Source organism: Mycobacterium sp. NGS19 (assembly GCF_059813155.1).
Genome location: NZ_JCALEB010000002.1, coordinates 423,126 through 441,482, shown reverse-complemented (window position 1 = coordinate 441,482; position 18,357 = coordinate 423,126). Strand labels below are relative to the sequence as shown.

The 18,357-nt window shown below is 67.8% G+C and carries 18 protein-coding genes; 13 read left to right on the top strand and 5 right to left on the bottom strand.

All coding sequences use genetic code 11. The annotated features are described in order from the left end of the window. The first annotated feature begins 274 nt into the window (after positions 1-274). On the top strand, positions 275-1,390 hold the full coding sequence (locus AC5Y4N_RS07490) for a VIT1/CCC1 transporter family protein (RefSeq protein ID WP_499905424.1): 1,116 nt from the start codon (positions 275-277) through the stop codon (positions 1,388-1,390). Here the strand turns inward: AC5Y4N_RS07490 and AC5Y4N_RS07485 are convergent. Then, positions 1,347-3,410 carry an MMPL family transporter gene (locus AC5Y4N_RS07485; protein ID WP_499905427.1) on the bottom strand — a complete coding sequence of 688 codons (2,064 nt, stop codon included), beginning with the start codon at positions 3,408-3,410 and terminating at the stop codon, positions 1,347-1,349. The genes AC5Y4N_RS07490 and AC5Y4N_RS07485 overlap by 44 nt on opposite strands. A 56-nt stretch (positions 3,411-3,466) precedes the next feature. Here AC5Y4N_RS07485 and AC5Y4N_RS07480 point away from each other — a divergent pair, with 56 nt between their 5' ends. Continuing rightward, positions 3,467-3,955, top strand: coding sequence for a MarR family winged helix-turn-helix transcriptional regulator (locus AC5Y4N_RS07480; RefSeq protein WP_499905429.1), 489 nt, complete (start codon positions 3,467-3,469; stop codon positions 3,953-3,955). Here the strand turns inward: AC5Y4N_RS07480 and AC5Y4N_RS07475 are convergent. Further along, positions 3,952-5,550, bottom strand: coding sequence for a Na+/H+ antiporter (locus AC5Y4N_RS07475; protein WP_499905433.1), 1,599 nt, complete (start codon positions 5,548-5,550; stop codon positions 3,952-3,954). The genes AC5Y4N_RS07480 and AC5Y4N_RS07475 overlap by 4 nt on opposite strands. A gap of 19 nt (positions 5,551-5,569) precedes the next feature. Here AC5Y4N_RS07475 and AC5Y4N_RS07470 point away from each other — a divergent pair, with 19 nt between their 5' ends. The 5 genes from AC5Y4N_RS07470 (at position 5,570) to AC5Y4N_RS07450 (ending at position 9,485) form a co-directional block, all read left to right on the top strand. Continuing rightward, complete coding sequence (locus AC5Y4N_RS07470) at positions 5,570-5,863, top strand: UBP-type zinc finger domain-containing protein (RefSeq protein WP_499905436.1); 294 nt, start codon at positions 5,570-5,572, stop codon at positions 5,861-5,863. A 54-nt stretch (positions 5,864-5,917) separates the two neighbouring features. Further along, positions 5,918-7,105 (top strand): formate-dependent phosphoribosylglycinamide formyltransferase, encoded by a 1,188-nt coding sequence (purT, locus tag AC5Y4N_RS07465; protein WP_499906309.1) that lies wholly within the window; start codon positions 5,918-5,920, stop codon positions 7,103-7,105. A 122-nt stretch (positions 7,106-7,227) separates the two neighbouring features. After that, positions 7,228-7,641: a rhodanese-like domain-containing protein gene (locus AC5Y4N_RS07460; protein WP_499905439.1), complete on the top strand. Its 414-nt coding sequence runs from the start codon at positions 7,228-7,230 to the stop codon at positions 7,639-7,641. Further along, on the top strand, positions 7,638-8,837 hold the full coding sequence (locus AC5Y4N_RS07455; RefSeq protein WP_499905441.1) for an O-succinylhomoserine sulfhydrylase: 1,200 nt from the start codon (positions 7,638-7,640) through the stop codon (positions 8,835-8,837). The genes AC5Y4N_RS07460 and AC5Y4N_RS07455 overlap by 4 nt, the downstream gene beginning before the upstream one ends. Positions 8,838-8,936: 99 nt before the next feature. Continuing rightward, positions 8,937-9,485 (top strand): hypothetical protein, encoded by a 549-nt coding sequence (locus AC5Y4N_RS07450; RefSeq protein WP_499905442.1) that lies wholly within the window; start codon positions 8,937-8,939, stop codon positions 9,483-9,485. Here the strand turns inward: AC5Y4N_RS07450 and AC5Y4N_RS07445 are convergent. Beyond that, entirely contained in the window at positions 9,482-10,333 is an 852-nt protein-coding gene (locus AC5Y4N_RS07445; protein WP_499905445.1) for an SDR family oxidoreductase, read from the bottom strand. The two genes, AC5Y4N_RS07450 and AC5Y4N_RS07445, sit on opposite strands and share 4 nt — an antisense overlap. 61 nt (positions 10,334-10,394) lie before the next feature. Here AC5Y4N_RS07445 and AC5Y4N_RS07440 point away from each other — a divergent pair, with 61 nt between their 5' ends. Both AC5Y4N_RS07440 and AC5Y4N_RS07435 read left to right on the top strand, forming a co-directional pair. Beyond that, the gene (locus tag AC5Y4N_RS07440) at positions 10,395-10,889 is read left to right on the top strand and encodes a GNAT family N-acetyltransferase (protein WP_499905448.1); all 495 of its coding nucleotides are present in this window, start codon (positions 10,395-10,397) and stop codon (positions 10,887-10,889) included. A 9-nt stretch (positions 10,890-10,898) separates the two neighbouring features. Then, the gene (locus tag AC5Y4N_RS07435; protein WP_499905451.1) at positions 10,899-11,672 is read left to right on the top strand and encodes an enoyl-CoA hydratase/isomerase family protein; all 774 of its coding nucleotides are present in this window, start codon (positions 10,899-10,901) and stop codon (positions 11,670-11,672) included. Between the two features lie 3 nt (positions 11,673-11,675). On the opposite strand, the gene AC5Y4N_RS07430 is transcribed toward AC5Y4N_RS07435, so the two are convergent. Together AC5Y4N_RS07430 and AC5Y4N_RS07425 are read right to left on the bottom strand one after the other, a co-directional pair. Beyond that, positions 11,676-12,518, bottom strand: coding sequence for a class I SAM-dependent methyltransferase (locus AC5Y4N_RS07430; RefSeq protein ID WP_499905455.1), 843 nt, complete (start codon positions 12,516-12,518; stop codon positions 11,676-11,678). After that, complete coding sequence (locus AC5Y4N_RS07425) at positions 12,515-13,246, bottom strand: MBL fold metallo-hydrolase (RefSeq protein WP_499905459.1); 732 nt, start codon at positions 13,244-13,246, stop codon at positions 12,515-12,517. Before AC5Y4N_RS07425 ends, AC5Y4N_RS07430 begins: the two co-directional genes overlap by 4 nt. A 34-nt stretch (positions 13,247-13,280) precedes the next feature. Here AC5Y4N_RS07425 and fgd point away from each other — a divergent pair, with 34 nt between their 5' ends. The 4 genes from fgd to AC5Y4N_RS07405 all read left to right on the top strand — a co-directional run bounded on the left by fgd (position 13,281) and on the right by AC5Y4N_RS07405 (position 18,344). Next, positions 13,281-14,291 carry a glucose-6-phosphate dehydrogenase (coenzyme-F420) gene (fgd, locus tag AC5Y4N_RS07420; protein ID WP_499905461.1) on the top strand — a complete coding sequence of 337 codons (1,011 nt, stop codon included), beginning with the start codon at positions 13,281-13,283 and terminating at the stop codon, positions 14,289-14,291. A gap of 1 nt (position 14,292) precedes the next feature. After that, the gene (gene pta / locus AC5Y4N_RS07415; RefSeq protein ID WP_499905464.1) at positions 14,293-16,362 is read left to right on the top strand and encodes a phosphate acetyltransferase; all 2,070 of its coding nucleotides are present in this window, start codon (positions 14,293-14,295) and stop codon (positions 16,360-16,362) included. After that, positions 16,359-17,489: an acetate kinase gene (locus AC5Y4N_RS07410; RefSeq protein ID WP_499905466.1), complete on the top strand. Its 1,131-nt coding sequence runs from the start codon at positions 16,359-16,361 to the stop codon at positions 17,487-17,489. Before pta ends, AC5Y4N_RS07410 begins: the two co-directional genes overlap by 4 nt. A 192-nt stretch (positions 17,490-17,681) precedes the next feature. Next, positions 17,682-18,344: a PAS and ANTAR domain-containing protein gene (locus tag AC5Y4N_RS07405; protein ID WP_499905470.1), complete on the top strand. Its 663-nt coding sequence runs from the start codon at positions 17,682-17,684 to the stop codon at positions 18,342-18,344. Positions 18,345-18,357 lie beyond the last annotated feature (13 nt).

Genomic DNA, 18,357 nt, shown 5'->3' with positions numbered 1-18,357 from the left:
CCTGGTTCCACCGGTGAACATGCATCTCGGCGGCAACCCGATGCCGGCCGCCGCCGTGCTGACACAGACTCTTACCCAAGACGCGCAACGGCGGAAGCGAGAGGGGCGCTCAGGCAGCCCGACGGGCCAGTCCCGTTGCGCTCCTGGGGGGCCGCCTATCAGCAGGTATATGTGCGGGCTGTGAAACCCTTTGCTTTTCCTGTGTTTTGGGCTCGAGTCGTGTCGTTGGGGCGTTCAAAACCGGCGCTGTCAGCGCTGGGACGACAATGCCCTCATGGACCCTGAGTTCGAGTCGGCCCGATCGCGACGCGATGCTGCGGGAGGCCCGAGCGCGGCCGATCTGCGCCGCTGGCGGCGGCACTTGGCCAATGAGCGCGCGGAGGCAGCCGTCTATCGCGATCTGGCGCAACGGCGCAGCGGTGAGGAACGCGAGATTCTGCTGGCTCTTGCCGCCGCGGAAGCCCGCCACGAGCGGCACTGGCTCGACCTGCTCGGTGCGCAGGTCGGCAAGCCGCGCCGCCCAGATCTGCGCACGCGGATGCTCGGCTTTCTGGCGCGCCACTTCGGATCGGTTTTCGTGCTGGCCTTGGCCCAGCGTGCCGAGGGCCGGTCGGCCTACGACACCCACGTCGACGCGACCCCGACGATGGCGGCCGACGAAACCATCCACGAGGAGGTGGTGCGTGCACTGGCCAGCCGGGGCCGCGACCGGTTGTCGGGGACCTTCCGCGCGGCGGTGTTCGGCGCCAACGACGGGCTCGTCAGCAACTTGGCGCTGGTGCTGGGTGTCAGCGCAACCGGGGCGTCCGGGCACACGGTGCTAGCCACCGGACTGGCCGGGTTGCTCGCCGGAGCGCTATCGATGGGCGCCGGTGAGTACGTGTCGGTCAGTTCGCAACGCGAGCTGTTGGACGCGTCCATCCCGCACCCGCAGGCGAGCTCGGCGGTGCCGCAGCTGGACGTCGACGCCAACGAGCTCGCGCTGATCTATCGGGCGCGAGGCATGGACGCGGCACAGGCCAGTGCCCACGCCGACGAAGTCCTGCGCAGTGCGCAGCCTCACCTGGGCAGTGCGGACAGCGGCCAGAGCCACGCCGAGCGCAGTGAGGCGATCGGAACGGGTATGCGGGCGGCGGCGTCCAGCTTCTGTTTTTTCGCCTCCGGTGCGCTGATCCCGGTCCTGCCGTTTCTCGCGGGCCTGCGCGGAACCGCCGCGTTGGTGATCGCTGCCGCGCTGGTCGGACTCACCTTGTTGGCGACGGGCGCGGTGGTCGGTCTGCTGTCGGGCGGCTCGCCGCTGCGCCGCGCGGTGCGTCAGCTGCTGATCGGCTACGGCGCGGCCACCATCACCTACCTGCTGGGCTTGTTGTTCGGGACCGCGGGCGGCTAGCCGGAGCGTCTTCGGATTTGATTGCGGGCCACCAGATCGCCGAGCCGATCAACGCGAACAAGGCTGGGATGACAAGCGTGCGCACCACGAACGTGTCGAGCAGAATGCCAAGGCCGACAATGATTCCCAGCTGTGTCATCACGATCAGCGGCAGCACGCCGAGCACACAGAACACTGCTGCCAGCACGATGCCGGCGCTGGTGATCACCCCGCCCGTTGCCGAGACGGCGCGCACCATCCCCTGCCGCGTGCCGTGCTGGGTTGTCTCTTCGCGGGCGCGAGTGACCAAAAAGATCGTGTAGTCCACACCGAGTGCGACCAAGAACAGGAGCGCGAACAGCGGCGTGCTGTTGTCGAGCGCGGGAAAGCCGAACATGTGGATGCTGGCCCAGCCGCCGAGTCCGAGCGCGGCAAACGCGGACAGTACGGTGGCCGCGATCAGCACCAGTGGCGCCAGCGCCGCGCGCAGCAGCAGGTACAACACCAGCAGCACTACGCCAAGGATCGCCGGAATGACGACGAGCCGATCCCGGGCGGCAGCGTCGCGCACGTCGAACGCTTTCGCGTCCGAGCCGCCGACCAGCGCGCTCGGGTCTGCTGAATGCACTGAATTACGAAGCGCGGCAACGGCTTTGAATGCGCCATCCGACGCTGGCGCGGCATCGACGATCACCGACCACCGGGTCAGCCCGGTCGGTGACTGGCCGGTGACCCGAGCCGACACCACGCCCGGTGTGCCGTCGATCGCCTGCTGCACCGCAGCCGTGTGATCGGTCTGGGCGACGACGATTGTCGGATCCGAGAAGCCGCCGGGGAAATGTGTTGCGAGCACGTCGAATCCGGTCACCGAGTCGGCATTGACCCGGAACTGCTGGGTCTGCGATAGCCCGATCTTGGTGCCTGCAAGACCGGTCGCCAGCACCGCCAGCACGACGATCGCAACCCCGCCTACCAACGTCGGACGCCGTGACACAGCCTCTGCGACGCGGTGCCACGGACCGGTGTCGACGGTCTCGGCGCTGCCCGGGCGCGGGACGAAGGGCCAGAACAACCGCTTGCCGAACAGTGCCAGCAGCGGCGGCAGCACCAGCAGCACGAACACCGCGGCCACTACGAGCCCGCACGCAGCCAGCGCACCCAGGCTTCGCGTGCTAGGGATGACCGCCAGGAGCAGGGTGAGCAGAGCCAGGACCACAGTCGCGTTGCTCGCGGCGATCGCGGGCCCGGCTGAGCGAACCGCGGTTCGCAGCGCGCAGCGATGGTCTGCGTTGTGCCGCAGCTCTTCTCGGTACCGCGAGATCAACAGCAACGCATAGTTCGTTCCGGCGCCGAACACCAGCACGCTGGTGATGCCGGAGGTCGACCCGTCGAACGTCAACCCGGTCGCGCCGGCGACCGCGGTGCCCACCCCGCTGGCGACCCGATCGGCGAACCCGATCGCGGCCAGCGGCACCAGCCACAGCACCGGCGAGCGGTAGGTGATGATCAGCAGAAGGGCCACGACCAGTGCCGTGACGACCAGCAGCGTGATGTTCGCGCCGCTGAACGAGTTCGCGATGTCGGCACCGAAGGCCGGGCCGCCGGTGACATGCGCGGTGAGAGTGTCCGGCAATCGGTCGTCGGCTAAGTGGCGCAGCGATGCGATCGCGTCGCGCAGCGCGAATCCGGACAGCGCAGGGTCCAGCGGCACCGGGGTGATAGCGGCTTTGCCGTCCTGCGACGCGATCGGCGGGGTTCCCGCGACCGAGCCGACCGCCGAAAGCTCGGCGGGACTCAGCACACCGCCGTCGGTGCGGGTCACCACGACGATCGCCGCTGCTGCGTCGCCAGCCGGGAAGTGCTCGGCGGCAGCGTCGGCGTGTGCCGATTCGCTGTTGGCGGGCAATGATTGCGGCGCCTGAGTACCGGCCGCGTTGCTGCCGACCAAGCCCATCAAGGCGCCACCGAGCAGCGCGACGGCCAGAGCGATCAGCCACGACCGACGGCCCGTGACTGCGGCTGCGAGCCTGTCCCAGAACATGGAGAGCATAATTTCAGATACTTAACAGTTAAGCAAATGAAGGTATGCTGCTGTCGATGACCAGACAGCGGCGTGCGCGTGCGGACCTCGAAGAGCAGATCTCCGCCGACGTCCGCGCGTTGTCTGCCGAATCCGATCAGATCGGCCGGCTGTTTGCGGCGCGACATGGCGTGAGCCCTAATGATTTTCGCGCGCTGCTCCACGTGATGGTGGCCGACAGCGCCGGCGAGCCGCTCACGTCCGGTGAGCTGCGCGACCGCATGGGCGTATCCGGGGCGGCGATCACCTATTTGGTCGAGCGGATGATCAAGTCCGACCACATTCGCCGGGAAGTTCACCCGGCCGACCGTCGCAAGGTGATGCTGCGGTACGCCGAACACGGAATGGCCGTCGCCCGTGCCTTTTTCGCCCCTCTGGCCGAGCACACCCGCGAGGCGATGGCAGAGCTGCCTGACGACGACCTGGCCGCTGCCCATCGCGTGTTCACCGCGCTGATCGCCGCGATGCGGGCATTCGAAGCCGAACTCGGCGAAGACTCCACCTAGTCGCGGTTGAGCGTGGCCTCTTCCAGGTCGAGCCCACGCAACGCCGTGCGCAGCACCTCGTCGTCGATACGGCCCGCGTCGCGCTCCTCGATGAACGTCTTGCGTTCTGCCGCAAGCATTTCCAGCCGCAGGCGGCGAAACGCCGAGGCCGGCCCCTCGCCGATTTCCTCGTCGCTTCGGCCCAGCCGCTCCCAGGCAGCGTTGCGGCGCCGCTCGTTCCAGTGCTGCAGGATCTTCGCCGCATGCTCGTGGACGTCGGCGGGGCCGCGCTGCTGTTGCTCGGCGAGCAGCTCCTCGAGCCGTGCCTCGGCCGCGCGGGCGGCACGGTCTTGAGCCGCCGCCAACGTGACCGCGTCGCGCTGCGCGTCGTCGCTCTGCACGCCGAGGATCCGGATCAACCACGGCAGCGTCAGGCCGTGCAGCAGAAGCGTGCCGATCACCACGACGAACGTCAGGAACACCAGGTGCGGCCGACCCGGGAACGGCGCACCGGACACCGTCGACAGCGGCACCGCGAACGCCGCGGCCAGCGAGACCACGCCGCGCATTCCGGCCCACGCCAACACGAAGACCTGGGCCGGCGTGGGCTTCGGGTCGCCTTCTCGCTTGCCGGCGAACAGGGCTCGCGGCACGTACGTGAACAGGTACACCCACGCGATCCGCACCAGCAGCACCGTCAAGAACACCGCCACCGACGACCAGATCACCGTCGCCGCCGGCATCCCGCGCATCTCACGCACCACCCCGGGCAGCTGCAGACCGATGAGCAGGAACGCAAACGACTCCAGGATCAGCTGCAAGGCCCGCCACACCGCTTGGTCCTGAAGCCGGGTCGCATAGCTGGCGTGCGTGGAGCGCTGGCCCAGATACAACGCGGCGACGACGACGGCCAGCACCCCGGAGCTGTGAATCTCCTCGGCGACCAGGTACACGACGAACGGCGCCACCAGTCCGATGCCGCTTTCCACCAGCGGGTCGTCGAGGCGTGACCGGATGAAGTCCACCGTGACGCCGAACAGGGCGCCCACCACCACGCCACCGGCCGCAGCCAGTGCGAACGTCCCTATGCCTTGCGTCCAGCTGACCGCGGTGCCGATCGCCGCGGCCAGCGCCACCTTGTAGACGGTCAGCGCCGTCGCGTCGTTGAGCAGGCTCTCGCCGCCGAGCAGCGTCATCGTCTTGCGCGGCAGTCCAAGCCGGCGGCCCACCGCGAGCGCGGCGATCGCGTCGGGCGGCGCCACGATCGCGCCGAGCGTCAACGCCGCCGCCGGCGTCAGCTCGGGCACCGTGCGGTACGCGACGAAGCCGACAGTGAACGCTGTCGCCAGCGGCAGACCGACCGCCAGCAATGCGATCGGGCGAAAATTCTTGCGCAACGCGACATAGGAGCTCTGCAAGCCGGCCGACCACAGCAGTGGCGGCAGAATCACCGACAACACGAAATTGGGGTTCAGCTCGACAGAGGGCACGCCGGGAATCAAGCCGGTTACCAGTCCCGCGACCACCAGAGCCAACGGCGCGGACACGTTGTAGCGCCGAGCCACCGCCGCCAACAGCACGGCCGCGACGAGGACCAGCAACAGCGGCGTGTTCACGTCCCTATCCTTGAGCAGCATGCGGCGCCGCGCACCCGAGCCCCCCGAGACCTGCGAGCACTTGGCTGCGGCCGCGGGCGCGCGTGAGCCGCAGCCGCTGACCCCCGGCCGCTGCCAGGAGTGCTCCGAACAGGGCGAGTCCACCTGGGCGCACTTGCGGATGTGCTTGAGCTGCGGGCACGTCGGTTGCTGCGACTCCAGCCTCCACAAGCACGCCACCGCGCATTTCCGGGCCACTGGTCATCCGGTGATGCGGTCGGCCGAGCCGGGCGAGAGCTGGCGGTGGTGCTACGTGGACGTCCTGCTCGGCTGAGCGTCGATCTGGGAGGCTGACGAGGTGACCGACGAATCGCGGCCGCTGAGCCTGATGCTGCTCGGCGCCGGCGAGTTGAGCCGCGAGCTGGTCACCGCGTTGCAGCGGCTCGGAGTGGTGGTGACGGCGGTCGACCGCCAGGCCGATGCGCCCGCGCACGACGCGGCCGACCGCAGCGTCGTGATCAAGATGACTGACGCCGACGAGCTGACCGCGCTGATCGACCGTGAGCGCCCGGACTACGTCGTGACCGACGCCGTCGACGCCGACGGCACGCCGGCCGTCGCCTACGACGCGCTGCTGGCCGTCGCCGAGGCCGGCCTGACCGATGTGGTGCCCACCCCGCGCAGCACGCAGCTGTGCGGTGACCGCGAGGGCTTGCGCAGGCTGGCCGCCGACGACCTCGGGTTACCGACCGCGCCGTTCTGGTTCGCCGGGTCGGCCGACGAATTGGCCGCCGTCGCGCAGCACGCAGGCTTCCCGCTGGTGGTGCGGCCGGTGAGCGGCAGCCCGGGGGAGGGCGAGTCGGTGCTGCTGCGGCCGGAGGACGTGGCGCCGGCATGGGACCGGGCGGCCGCGGCGGGTGGTCGAGTGGCAAACACGCGGGTGATGGCCGAAACCATGGTGGACATCGACCATGAGGTGACGCTGCTGACCGTGCGCGGCCCCGGGCGCGGCGAGGTGCAGTTCTGCGCGCCGATCGGGCACCGGCAGGTCGACGGCGGACTACTGGAGTGCTGGCAGCCGCAGACCATGACGGCGGCGGCCAGGGACGCGGCCAAGTCCATTGCGGCGCGGATTGTCAACGGCCTCGGCGGCCGCGGGGTGTACGGGGTGGAGCTGCTGGTGAAGGGCGACGAGGTGTACTTCGTCGACGTCAGCCCCCGGCCCACCGACACCGGGCTGGTGACACTGCGCTCGCAGCGGCTGTCGCAGTTCGAGCTGCACGCCCGCGCGATCCTGGGCCTGCCGCTGGACACGATCATGATCACGCCCGGCGCCGGGCAGGTGGTCTACGCCCACAGCCAGCTCGTCGCACCCGACGGTGACGTCGACACCGAGCGGGCGACGCAGGCGCTGACGGACGCGCTCGCCGTGCCGGAAAGCGACGTGCGGATCTTCGGGCACGCGGCGTCTCATCCACGCCGCCGCCAAGGTGTGGCGCTGGCCACCGCACCCGATGTGACCACTGCTCGCGAGCGGGTGCACCGCGTGGCCGCCGCTCTGCGGAAATTCTGGTGATGTCAGGGCGATGAGCGCTCGCGCGAAGAGCAGAACAGGGCGATGAGCGCTCGCGCGAAGAGCAGAACGGGGCGACGAGCGCTCGCGCGAAGAGCAGAAGGAGTTGTGGGAGACTTCGGAGCGTGAGCTACGCAGGTGACATCACGCCCGAAGAGGCTTGGAAACTGCTGAGCGACAACCCCGACGCGGTGCTCGTGGACTGCCGCACCGACGCCGAATGGCGGTTCGTCGGAGTTCCCGACATCTCGGATCTGGGCCGTGACGTCGTGTACGTCGAGTGGTCGAGGGTGGACGGCACACACAACGAAAAGTTCATCGACGAACTCATCCAGGCCGGTGTCGAGCCCGGTGAACGACCCGTCGTCTTCCTGTGTCGCTCGGGCAACCGGTCGATCGGCGCCGCGAAGGCCGCGACGGCAGCCGGCATCGGCCCGTCGTACAACGTGTTGGACGGGTTCGAGGGACACCTCGACGAGCACGGGCACCGCGGCGGATCAGGTTGGCGCGCAGTGGGTTTGCCCTGGAAGCAGACATGAGTATCAAAGATCCCGCCGAGCTGCCCGAGGGCGTCAGCCAGGCCACCATCGGCGTGCGCGGCGCGCTGATGCGGTCCGGCTTCGAGGAGACGGCCGAGGCCATGTACCTGACGTCGGGGTACGTGTACTCCAACGCCGCCGAAGCCGAGGAGGCGTTCGCCGGCGGCATCGATCGCTACGTGTATTCGCGGTACGGCAACCCGACCATCTCGATGTTCGAGGAGCGGCTGCGGCTGATCGAAGGCGCGCCCGCATGCTTTGCGACCGCGACGGGCATGGCTGCGGTATTCACTTCGCTTGGGGCGCTGCTGGGAGCGGGCGACCGGCTGGTGGCGGCCCGCAGCCTGTTCGGGTCGTGCTTCGTGGTGTGCGACGAGATCCTGCCGCGCTGGGGTGTGGAGACCGTGTTCGTCGACGGTGACGACCTCTCGCAGTGGGAAGAAGCGCTGTCGGTGCCCACGCAGGCGGTGTTCTTCGAGACGCCGTCGAATCCGATGCAGTCGCTGGTGGACATCGAAGCGGTGTGCCAGCTGGCGCACGCGGCGGGTGCAAAAGTGGTGCTGGACAACGTCTTTGCGACACCGTTGCTGCAGCAGGGCTTTCCGCTGGGCGTCGACGTGGTCGTCTACTCGGCGACCAAGCACATCGACGGGCAGGGCCGGGTGCTGGGCGGTGCGATCCTGGGCGACAAGGAGTACATCGACGGGCCGGTGCAAAAGCTCATGCGTCACACCGGGCCGGCGATCAGTGCGTTCAACGCGTGGCTGCTGCTCAAGGCTCTGGAGACGTTGGCGGTGCGGATGGAGTACAGCACCGCGTCGGCATTGCGGATCGCGGAGTTTCTGGAAAACCACCCGGCGGTGAGTTGGGTGCGCTACCCGTTTCTGCCCTCGCATCCGCAGTACGACCTGGCCAAGCGGCAGATGACCGGCGGCGGCACCGTCATCACCTTCGAGCTGCAAGGCGGCACCAAGGAGCGTGCGTTCGAGGTGCTGGACAGGCTGCGGCTGATCGACATCAGTAACAACCTCGGCGACGCGAAGTCGCTGATCACGCACCCGGCCACCACGACACATCGAGCGATGGGCCCCGAGGGCCGGGCGGCGATCGGCCTGGGCGACGGCGTGGTGCGCATCTCGGTCGGCCTCGAAGGCACTGACGACTTGATCGACGACCTCGACCAAGCGCTGAAGTAGCTTTGGTGCGGCCTCGCTGCCTCGGATGACCTCGCCCATGCCGGCATGATGGTCGTCGGTTCCGACAACTTCGCGGCACGCCGTCGTAGCATCTGGCACATGTCCAAGCCGAGCGCCGCGAAGAAGGCGCGTCGTAAAAGGCGGCAGAGCCGGCGTGCCGAATGGGTGGCGTTGACGTCGCTGCTGGAGGAGGTCGACGAGATCGAAGAGGACCTGCTCGACCGGGCACTGACCGTCGTCCACGCGCGCGACATCACGGACGTCGTACTGGGTGTCGGGGAGGGAATCGACGACAGCCACCCCGACGAACTGTTGGATCTGCTGGCACAGGCTGACCGCTTCGACCGCCGAATCACCCAGCGCGGCTGGACATTTGACGCTGAACATTCAATCCACGGCCTGGCGGTGTGGCACTTCGCGCCGTCGGGTTTCGAGCCCGACGACGACGACGTCGAGGCGGTCACGCGGGTGTTCTTCACCATCGACAGCGAGCTCGAGGATCACGACGACTTCCCCGACAGCGTGTCGGTGATCCTGGTCGGCGCCGACGCGAGCGACGTCGCGCTGCGGCTTTCACCTGACCGCTTCTTCGAGAACATCGACGCGATCGAGGCGCATCGGCCGGGGCGGCCGCGGCCGCAGCTCTAGCCGTCGTCGACCCCCAACGCGTGCTGGGCGCGGTCCTCGTAAGGTTGCCGAGCCGTCGAGTCGAATTCCAAGAACACGCGATCGTTGCCGAGCTTGCGGTTCAGCCAGCGCCGGCCTCGCGGACCGAGCATCTGCGCCAGCGCGGCAATGAACCGCAATTGCCGCGGCACCGACACCAGCGTGGTCGGCCTGTCCAGCACCTTGACCACCGCCGCGGCAATGTCTTCCGGCTGCACCGGCTTCTGCGCGGAGCTGGTGTGCGTGCCCGCGATCAACTCGGTGTTGGTGAACGTCGGCAGGATCGCGCTGACTTCTATTCCCTGCGGTGCGAATTCGTCGGCCATTGCCGTGGACAGCCCGACGACCGCGAACTTGGTACCCGCGTACACCACCTGACCCGGCACCGCTGTCATGCCGGCCATCGACGCAATGTTGACGATGTGTCCGCTGCGGCGGGCCACCATCTCCGGCAGCACCAACTGACAGCCGTTCAGCACGCCGTAGAAGTTGACCTCGATCGCCGAGCGGATCGCCTGCTCGGACTGTTGCAAGAAGGGCCCAATCGGCATCACCCCGGCGTTGTTGATCAGCACGTCGATGTGCCCGCCGCCCTCGCTGCGCGCCTTGTCGAGGAATTCCCCGAACGACTGCCGATTGGTGACGTCCAGCGGGTAGGCCGACACAGGTCCCAGCCGGTCCAGCGCCGACACCGCGGTTTCGAGCGCGTTGACGTCGCGGTCGCCGATCACCACCCGCGCGCCGCGCCGCAGCAGCGCCTGAGCGGTCGCGTGGCCGATGCCCCGTGCGGCGCCGGTGATCGCGATGGTCTTACCGCTGATGTTGTCCATGGCGCCGAACTTTACGCCTGTCAAGTTCGCGCTCGGCCGCGGCCGCGGCAGGATGGGAGGCATGACCGGGCCGGCTCTGCTGCGATTCGTCGCGGTGTCACAGGACGACCCGCTCGCTGCGCCGTTGTTGACCGAGCTGGCCGCCGAGTACGCCGAGCGCTACGGCGGCGACCACGGCCGCATCTTGAACTGGCTGCACGGCTACCCGGCCGACGAATTCGCCGCGCCGCACGGCGCAATGCTGCTCGGGCTGTTCGACGGAAAGCCGGTGACGGGCGGCGCATTCCGCCGGTTCGACGCGCAAACCGCTGAGCTGAAACGCATTTGGACCGACCGTGCGTACCGGCGCCGCGGCCACGCCCGCGCACTGCTGGCCGAGTTGGAGTCGCTGATCGCCCAGCGCGGCTACCGCCGGGTGTACCTGACCACCGGTGACCGCCAGCCCGAAGCCGAGGCGTTGTACCTGTCGCGCGGGTATACCCGGCTGCCCGAGCCGTTGCCCGGCGAACGCGAGGTCTATCCGGTCGCCTTCCTGAAGGTGCTGGCGCGAACCTAGGGTGCAGTCATGAGTCTGGTCACGTATGAGCTGCACGACCACATCGCCACGATCACCCTCAACCGCCCCGATGCGCGCAACGCGATCAACGGCGCACTGCGCCAGGATCTCAACGCGGCGTGGAACAGGTTTCGCGACGAGGAGGACGCCTGGGTCGCCATCCTGACGGCAAACGGCGACGTGTTCTGCGCAGGCGGTGACTTGAAGGACGGCGAAGGCTCCGTCGGTACCTTCGCCGGCACCTTCTGGGAGAAGCCGACCATCAATTCGTTCGAGTCTGGGATGGAGCTGTTCAAGCCGACCATCGCCGCGGTGCATGGCCCGTGCATCGGCTACGGCGTGACCGGAATCCTGTTCTGCGACTTCGTCATTGCCAGCACTGAGTCAACGTTTTCGTTTCCTGAAGTGGCGCTTGGCGTTCCGACGATCGTCGGCGCGATCCGGTTGCCGCAGCGGGTGCGGTGGGCGCATGCGATGGAATTGCTGCTGACCGGGAAGCCCATGAGCGCCGAGCGGGCCTACGAGATCGGTCTGGTCTGGAAGTTGGTCGAGCCAGGCGAGCTTCAGACAGAGGCTCGAGCGTGGGCCCGCACGCTCACCGAAGCCGCCCCGCTGGCGCAACGGGCGACCAAGGAGGTCGCATGGCGAAGCGCCGACATGGGCTGGATCGAAGCGGTGCGCTTCGGCGAGACCATGCGCAAAGTCGCTGCCGCAACACGAGACGCGGCCGAAGGTGTCAGTGCCTGGCGGGACAAACGCAAACCCGACTGGCGCGGTCGCTGAGAGTCAATGGACGCCGCACCCCACGAAGCTGAGGCCGGGTAGCTCGATTTGTCCTGTCTCCGTCTGGAATTGCTCGACCGCAACCTTGGCTTGCGCTTTCATCGCGGCGATCGTTTCCGCAGGCTGCATCGAAAGCAACGGCCGAACCGGGCCCGCTAGTGCGGTGAGCACCGACCACCATTCGTCGAACGACCGCACCATCCAGCGCATCGAGACCTCTCGAACGGCGACGTCGGCGAACCTCGCCGCGGCCATCAGCCGTTCCAAGTGACCGTAACCGGCCAAGCCGAATGCGTCCGGCATGCCTGGCGGCGGTGACGGTACTCCCGTGTGTGAGGTGATGACGTCGAAGAGCAGCGCCACCCACGGGTTTCGCTCACTGGGGCCCCACACCGAGAACGCTGCGCGACCACCCGGCACCAGCACTCGAAACGACTCTCTAAGTGCGGCAAGAGGATCCAACACCATAGTCAACCCGTCGCGGCAGAGCACCACGTCGAACGAAGCATCTGGAAACACGATGTCTTGCATGTCGAGCTGTGCGGCCTTCACATTGGACAGCGCCCGGGCGTCGGCACGCTCGGCGGCAACCGCCGTCATCTGCGGTGTGACGTCGGACAGCACCACTTCACCACCGGGTCCGACTATTTGTGCGGCCGCCAAACCTACACCGCCGGCACCACAGGCCAGGTCGAGTACTCGCATCCCAGGTCGCACACCTGCCATCGCGAGCATGGCTTCGGTGACTGGCCTCCCGCACTCGTCTACCGCCTCGGCGTGCTGAGCCCACGCGGGTGCTGCCGAGGACCACATGTCACGCAGTGCCTCCTTGAGCGGGTCCGTCACGCCAGTGCCTGCTTGACGGCCTCGCGGATCGGCCCCCGCCACAGCGGCCCGTGCCCCGGCAGGAGCACGTCGGTGTCCAGCAGCTCGAGCGCACCCAGGCTGCGCCGGCAGCCGTCGTCGTCGTGGTTGAACACCGACGGTAGTAGCTGTGGGCCGCGCCGGCGGCTGACCGCGTGCGCGGTGACCAGCGCGTCGCCGGTGACGAGCACGCCGTCGACGACGAAGCTGCAGTGTCCGCCGGTGTGGCCGGGTGTCGGAATGGCCATCGGCTGGCCGGGCAGTGTTGCGGCGATGTCGGCGGTCAGCGCCTGCGCCGTGGGAATGCCGTCCCGCACCGTGCCGCCCTTGCGCAGTAGCCGCACCGCCCACGGCGCCCACCGGGGCCGCCAGATGTTCATCGCGACGTCCAGCGGCGAAACCTGCTCCAGGTATTCGCGCTTGGCATGGCCGACCTCGTCGGGATGGCAAAACACTTGTGTGCCATAGGTTTTGGCGAACCAGATGGCCGATCCCAGGTGGTCGACATGAGCATGGGTCAACACGATCGCGCGCACGTCGCCGGGTGTCGCACCCAACTCGGCCAGCGACGCCACCACGTCGTCGCGATCGCCGGGTAGCCCCGCGTCGAAAAGTGTCACACCGTCATCGGACGTCGCCACCGCCCAGTTCACCAGGTCGCCCTGCACGAAATGAACGTTGTCGCTGACAGAAGTGATCCCCCACGCCATGACCGCCGAGTCTAGTGAGGAGTAGAACTGACACGTGCCTGAACTGAAATTGGGATACAAGGCGTCGGCCGAACAATTCGACCCCCGCGAACTCGTCGAACTGGCCGTGCTGGCCGAGCAGCACGGCATGGACAGCGCCACCGTCAGCGACCATTTCCAGCCGTGGCGGTTCGAGGGCGGCCACGCGCCGTTCTCGCTGGCGTGGATGGCCGCGGTCGGCGAACGCACACAGCGCCTGGTTCTCGGCACGTCGGTGCTCACGCCGACGTTCCGCTACAACCCGGCGGTGATCGCGCAAGCGTTCGCGACCATGGGCTGCCTGTATCCGGGCCGGGTTTTCCTCGGTGTCGGCACGGGGGAAGCGCTCAACGAGATCGCGACGGGATACGAAGGCGACTGGCCGGATTTCAAGGAGCGGTTCGCGCGGCTGCGCGAGGCGGTTCGGCTCATGCGCGAACTCTGGAACGGCGACCGGGTGACATTCGACGGCGAGTACTACCGCACCAAAGGCGCGGCGATCTACGACGTGCCCGACGGCGGCGTGCCGGTGTACATCGCGGCGGGCGGTCCGGTCGTGGCGAAATACGCGGGCCGCGCCGGCGACGGGTTCATCTGCACCTCCGGCAAGGGCGAAGAGCTGTACAAGGACAAGCTGATTCCCGCGGTGCTGGACGGGGCGGCGGCCGCCGGCAAGGATCCCGACGCCATCGACAAGATGATCGAGATCAAGATCTCCTACGACACCGATCCGGAACTGGCGCTGGAGAACACGCGATTCTGGGCGCCACTGTCGCTCTCCGCCGAGCAGAAGCACAGCATCGACGATCCGATCGAAATGGAGAAGGCGGCCGACGAGTTGCCGATCGAACAGGTGGCCAAGCGGTGGATCGTCGCGTCGGACCCCGATGAGGCCGTCGACAAGGTGAAGCAGTACGTCGACTGGGGACTCAACCACCTGGTGTTCCACGCGCCCGGCCACGACCAGCGGCGGTTCCTGGAACTGTTCGAGAAGGATCTCGCTCCGCGGCTGCGCCGGCTGGGCTGACGTGGCCGCCAAGCCGTCCATCTACATCACGTCCCCGGAAGGCGACACCGGCAAGTCGACGATCGCGCTCGGGGTGCTGCATGGGCTGGCGGCCACCGTCGCGAAAGTCGGTGTGTTCCGGCCTATTACGCGCCGCGGCGAGGACCGCGACTACATACTGGAAATGCTGCTGGCGCACGCGACCGCCGGTCTGCCCTACGAGCAGTGCGTGGGCGTGACCTACCAGCAGCTGCACGAGGACACCGATGCCGCGATCGCCGCGATCGTCGACCGCTATCACGCCGTCGCCGACCAGTGCGACGCGGTGGTGATCGTCGGCAGCGACTACACCGACGTGGCCACCCCCACCGAGTTGAGCGTCAACGGCCGCATCGCGGTCAATCTCGGTGCGCCCGTGCTGCTTTCGGTGCGAGCCAAGGGTCGCAGCCCGGAGCAGGTGGCGCAGGTGGTGGAGCTGTGCCTCGGCGAGCTGGCCCACCAGCACGCCTACACCGTCGCCGTCGTGGCGAACCGGTGCGACCCGCCCCAGATGGACGCGGTGGCCGAGGCGTTGCAGCGATTCGAGCCGAAGATCTACGTGTTGCCGGAGGAGCCGCTGCTGGTGGCCCCGACCGTTGCCGACCTTCAGCGCTCGGTGAACGGAGAACTGGTCAGCGGCAGCGCCGCGCTGATGAGCCGCGAGGTCACGTCGGTGTTGGTGGCCGGCATGACCGCCGAACATGTACTCGAGCGGTTGGCGGACGGAGCAGCGGTGATCACCCCCGGCGACCGTTCGGACGTGGTGCTTGCGGTGGCCAGCGCGCATGCGGCCGAAGGGTTTCCATCGTTGTCGGCGGTCATCCTCAACGGCGGCCTGCCGCTGCATCCGTCGATCGCGGCGCTGGTGAACGGGCTGGGTTTGCGGCTGCCGATGGTCGCGACGACGCTGGGCACCTTCGAGACCGCCAGCGCAGTCGCGTCGACACGCGGACGCCTGACGGCCACCTCGCAGCGCAAGATCGACATCGCGCTGTCGCTGATGGAGAGCTGCGTCGACATGCCAGAACTTCTCGGGCTGCTGGACGTTCCGATCCCGACCGTGACGACTCCGCAGATGTTCACCTACCAGCTGATCCAGTGGGCCCGCGCCGACCGCAAACGCATCGTGCTGCCCGAAGGCGAGGACGACAGGATCCTGCAGGCCGCGGGCCGGCTGCTGCAGCGCGGGGTGGCCGACCTGACAATCCTCGGACCGGAGGCTCAGATACGTTCGCGTGCAGCGGAACTCAACGTCGACCTGTCATCGGCGACGCTGCTCGACCCGCTGACCAGCGAGCTCGCGGAAAAGTTCGCCGAGCAGTACGTCGACCTACGCAAGCACAAGGGCGCCACGATCGAAAAGGCCCGCGAAACCATGGCCGACGTGTCCTACTTCGGCACCATGCTCGTGTACAACGGCATCGTCGACGGCATGGTGTCGGGTGCGGCGCACACCACCGCTCACACCGTGCGCCCCGCGTTCGAGATCATCAGGACCAAACCCGGTGTGTCGACGGTGTCGAGCATTTTCCTGATGTGCCTAGCCGATCGCGTGCTGGCATACGGCGATTGCGCGATCGTTCCCGAGCCGACCTCCGAACAACTGGCCGACATCGCGATCTCGTCGGCAAACACTGCCGCCCAGTTCGGCATCGAGCCCCGCGTCGCGATGCTGTCGTACTCCACCGGCACCTCCGGTGCGGGTGCGGAAGTCGAAAAGGTCCGTAGGGCAACCGAATTGGTGCGACAACGAGCACCCGAGCTGTTGGTCGACGGCCCGATCCAGTACGACGCGGCGGTGGAGCCGTCGGTGGCGGCCAGCAAGGCGCCGGACTCACCTGTCGCCGGCCGTGCGACCGTGCTGATCTTCCCCGACCTCAACACCGGCAACAACACTTACAAGGCGGTGCAGCGCAGCGCCGGAGCGATCGCGATCGGCCCCGTGCTGCAGGGCCTGCGCAAGCCGGTCAACGACCTGTCGCGCGGCGCGCTGGTCGAAGACATCGTCAACACCGTGGCGATCACCGCGATCCAGGCGCAGGAGCGCGCGTGACAGACACCGTGCTGGTGCTGAATTCGGGCTCGTCGACGCTGAAATATGCGGTTGTGCAACCGGATTCGGGCACATCGGTGGCGGACGGCATCGTCGAGCGGATCGGTGACCATGGCGCCGAGGGTGGCGTGGCCGACCACCGCGAGGCGCTGCGCATGGTGTTCGACCAGCTCGACGAGCCGCAGGGGCTGGTGGCGGTCGGCCATCGAATCGTCCACGGCGGCAAGACGTTCTACGAGCCGACCGTGATCACCGACGCGGTGGTGGAGAAACTGCAGGAGTTGTCACCGCTGGCCCCGCTGCACAACCCACCGGGTGTGCTGGGCATCGAGGTGGCCCGCCAAGCGTTGCCGGACCTGCCCCACGTGGCGGTGTTCGACACCGCGTTCTTCCACCGGTTGCCGACGGCCGCGGCGCTGTATGCGATCGACCGAGAGCTCAGCGAGCGCTGGGACGTGCGTCGCTACGGCTTCCACGGCACCTCCCACCAGTACGTCAGCGAGCAGGCCGCCACGTTCCTCGGTCAGCCGCTCGAGTCGCTGAGTCAGATCGTGCTGCACCTGGGCAACGGCGCGTCGGCAACCGCGATCGTCGGCGGCCGGCCCGTCGACACCACCATGGGGCTGACCCCGATGGAAGGTCTGGTCATGGGCACCCGCGCCGGAGACATCGACCCGGGGATCGTCTTCTATCTGTGGCGCACGGCCGGCATGGGCATCGAGGAGATCGAGACCATGCTGAACCGTCGCTCCGGGATGCTGGGGATGTGCGGCGAGATCGACTTCCGCCGCGTGCACCACCTCATCGAATCCGGCGACACCGCAGCGAAAACCGCCTATGAGGTCTACATCCACCGGCTGCGCCGCTACATCGGCGGCTACCTGGCCCTGCTCGGCCACACCGACGTGATCACGTTCACCGCAGGGGTAGGCGAACACGACGCCGCGGTGCGCCGGGATGCACTGTGCGGAATGAGCCGCCTGGGCATCGAGCTCGACGAGGATCGCAACGCCGACCCTGCCCGCGGGCCGCGCCGGGTTTCGAGCGACCGGTCGCCGACGACTGTGCTGGTGATCCCGACCAACGAGGAGCTGGCGATCGCCCGGGCCTGCATGACGGTCATCTGAGCGAAGGTGTTGGCACACTGGTAGCAGGCCGATGCCGAAAGGTTGCGCAGCGCGACCCGACGTAGTAGTTAATTACTGCCTCGAGGACCCTGGGCGAACGTACGAATGGTGCGTCTCCCCAGGGAGACGCGTTCGATCGAGCCTCTGGCGCGCGGCACAGGAACGAGAAGCGGACTGCTGGGGCGGAGCCAAATGGCAAATGGGCACGACGGCGGGGAATCCCTGGCGTGGGGCGCTCCCGAACGTGTGGGGTGGTTTCGTTATTTCTTCGACGACGAACGCTGGGAATGGTCGCCTCAAGTGGCGAAGATGCACGGATACCAACCCGGAACCGTCGTCCCCACCACCCAGTTGGTGCTCTCGCACAAGCATCCCGACGACTACCGGCAGATCGCCGACACGCTGGCGCTTATCCGCCAGACACGGCAGGCCTTCAGCAGTCGTCACCGCATCCGCGACACCGAGGGAGTGGTGCACCACGTCGTGGTCGTCGGCGACCAGATGCGCGACGCCGACGGCTCGGTGATCGGCACGCACGGCTTCTACATCGACATCACGCCCGCCGAACAGGCGCGCCAGGACCACCTGACCGCCGAGGTCACCAAGATCACGCAGAGCAGGGCGGTCATCGAGCAGGCCAAGGGCATGCTGATGGCGATTTACGGCATCGACGCCGACGCCGCGTTCGACCTGCTCAAGTGGCGCTCACAGGAAACCAACGTCAAGTTGCGGCCCCTGGCCGAGCAGATCGCCGCCGACTTCTCCGCCGTCGCCCACGACGAAGCGCTGCCGGCCCGGTCGGTCTACGACAACCTGCTGCTGACCGCCCACCACCGGATCACAGCGAACGCCTGAGACGCCGTCCGAC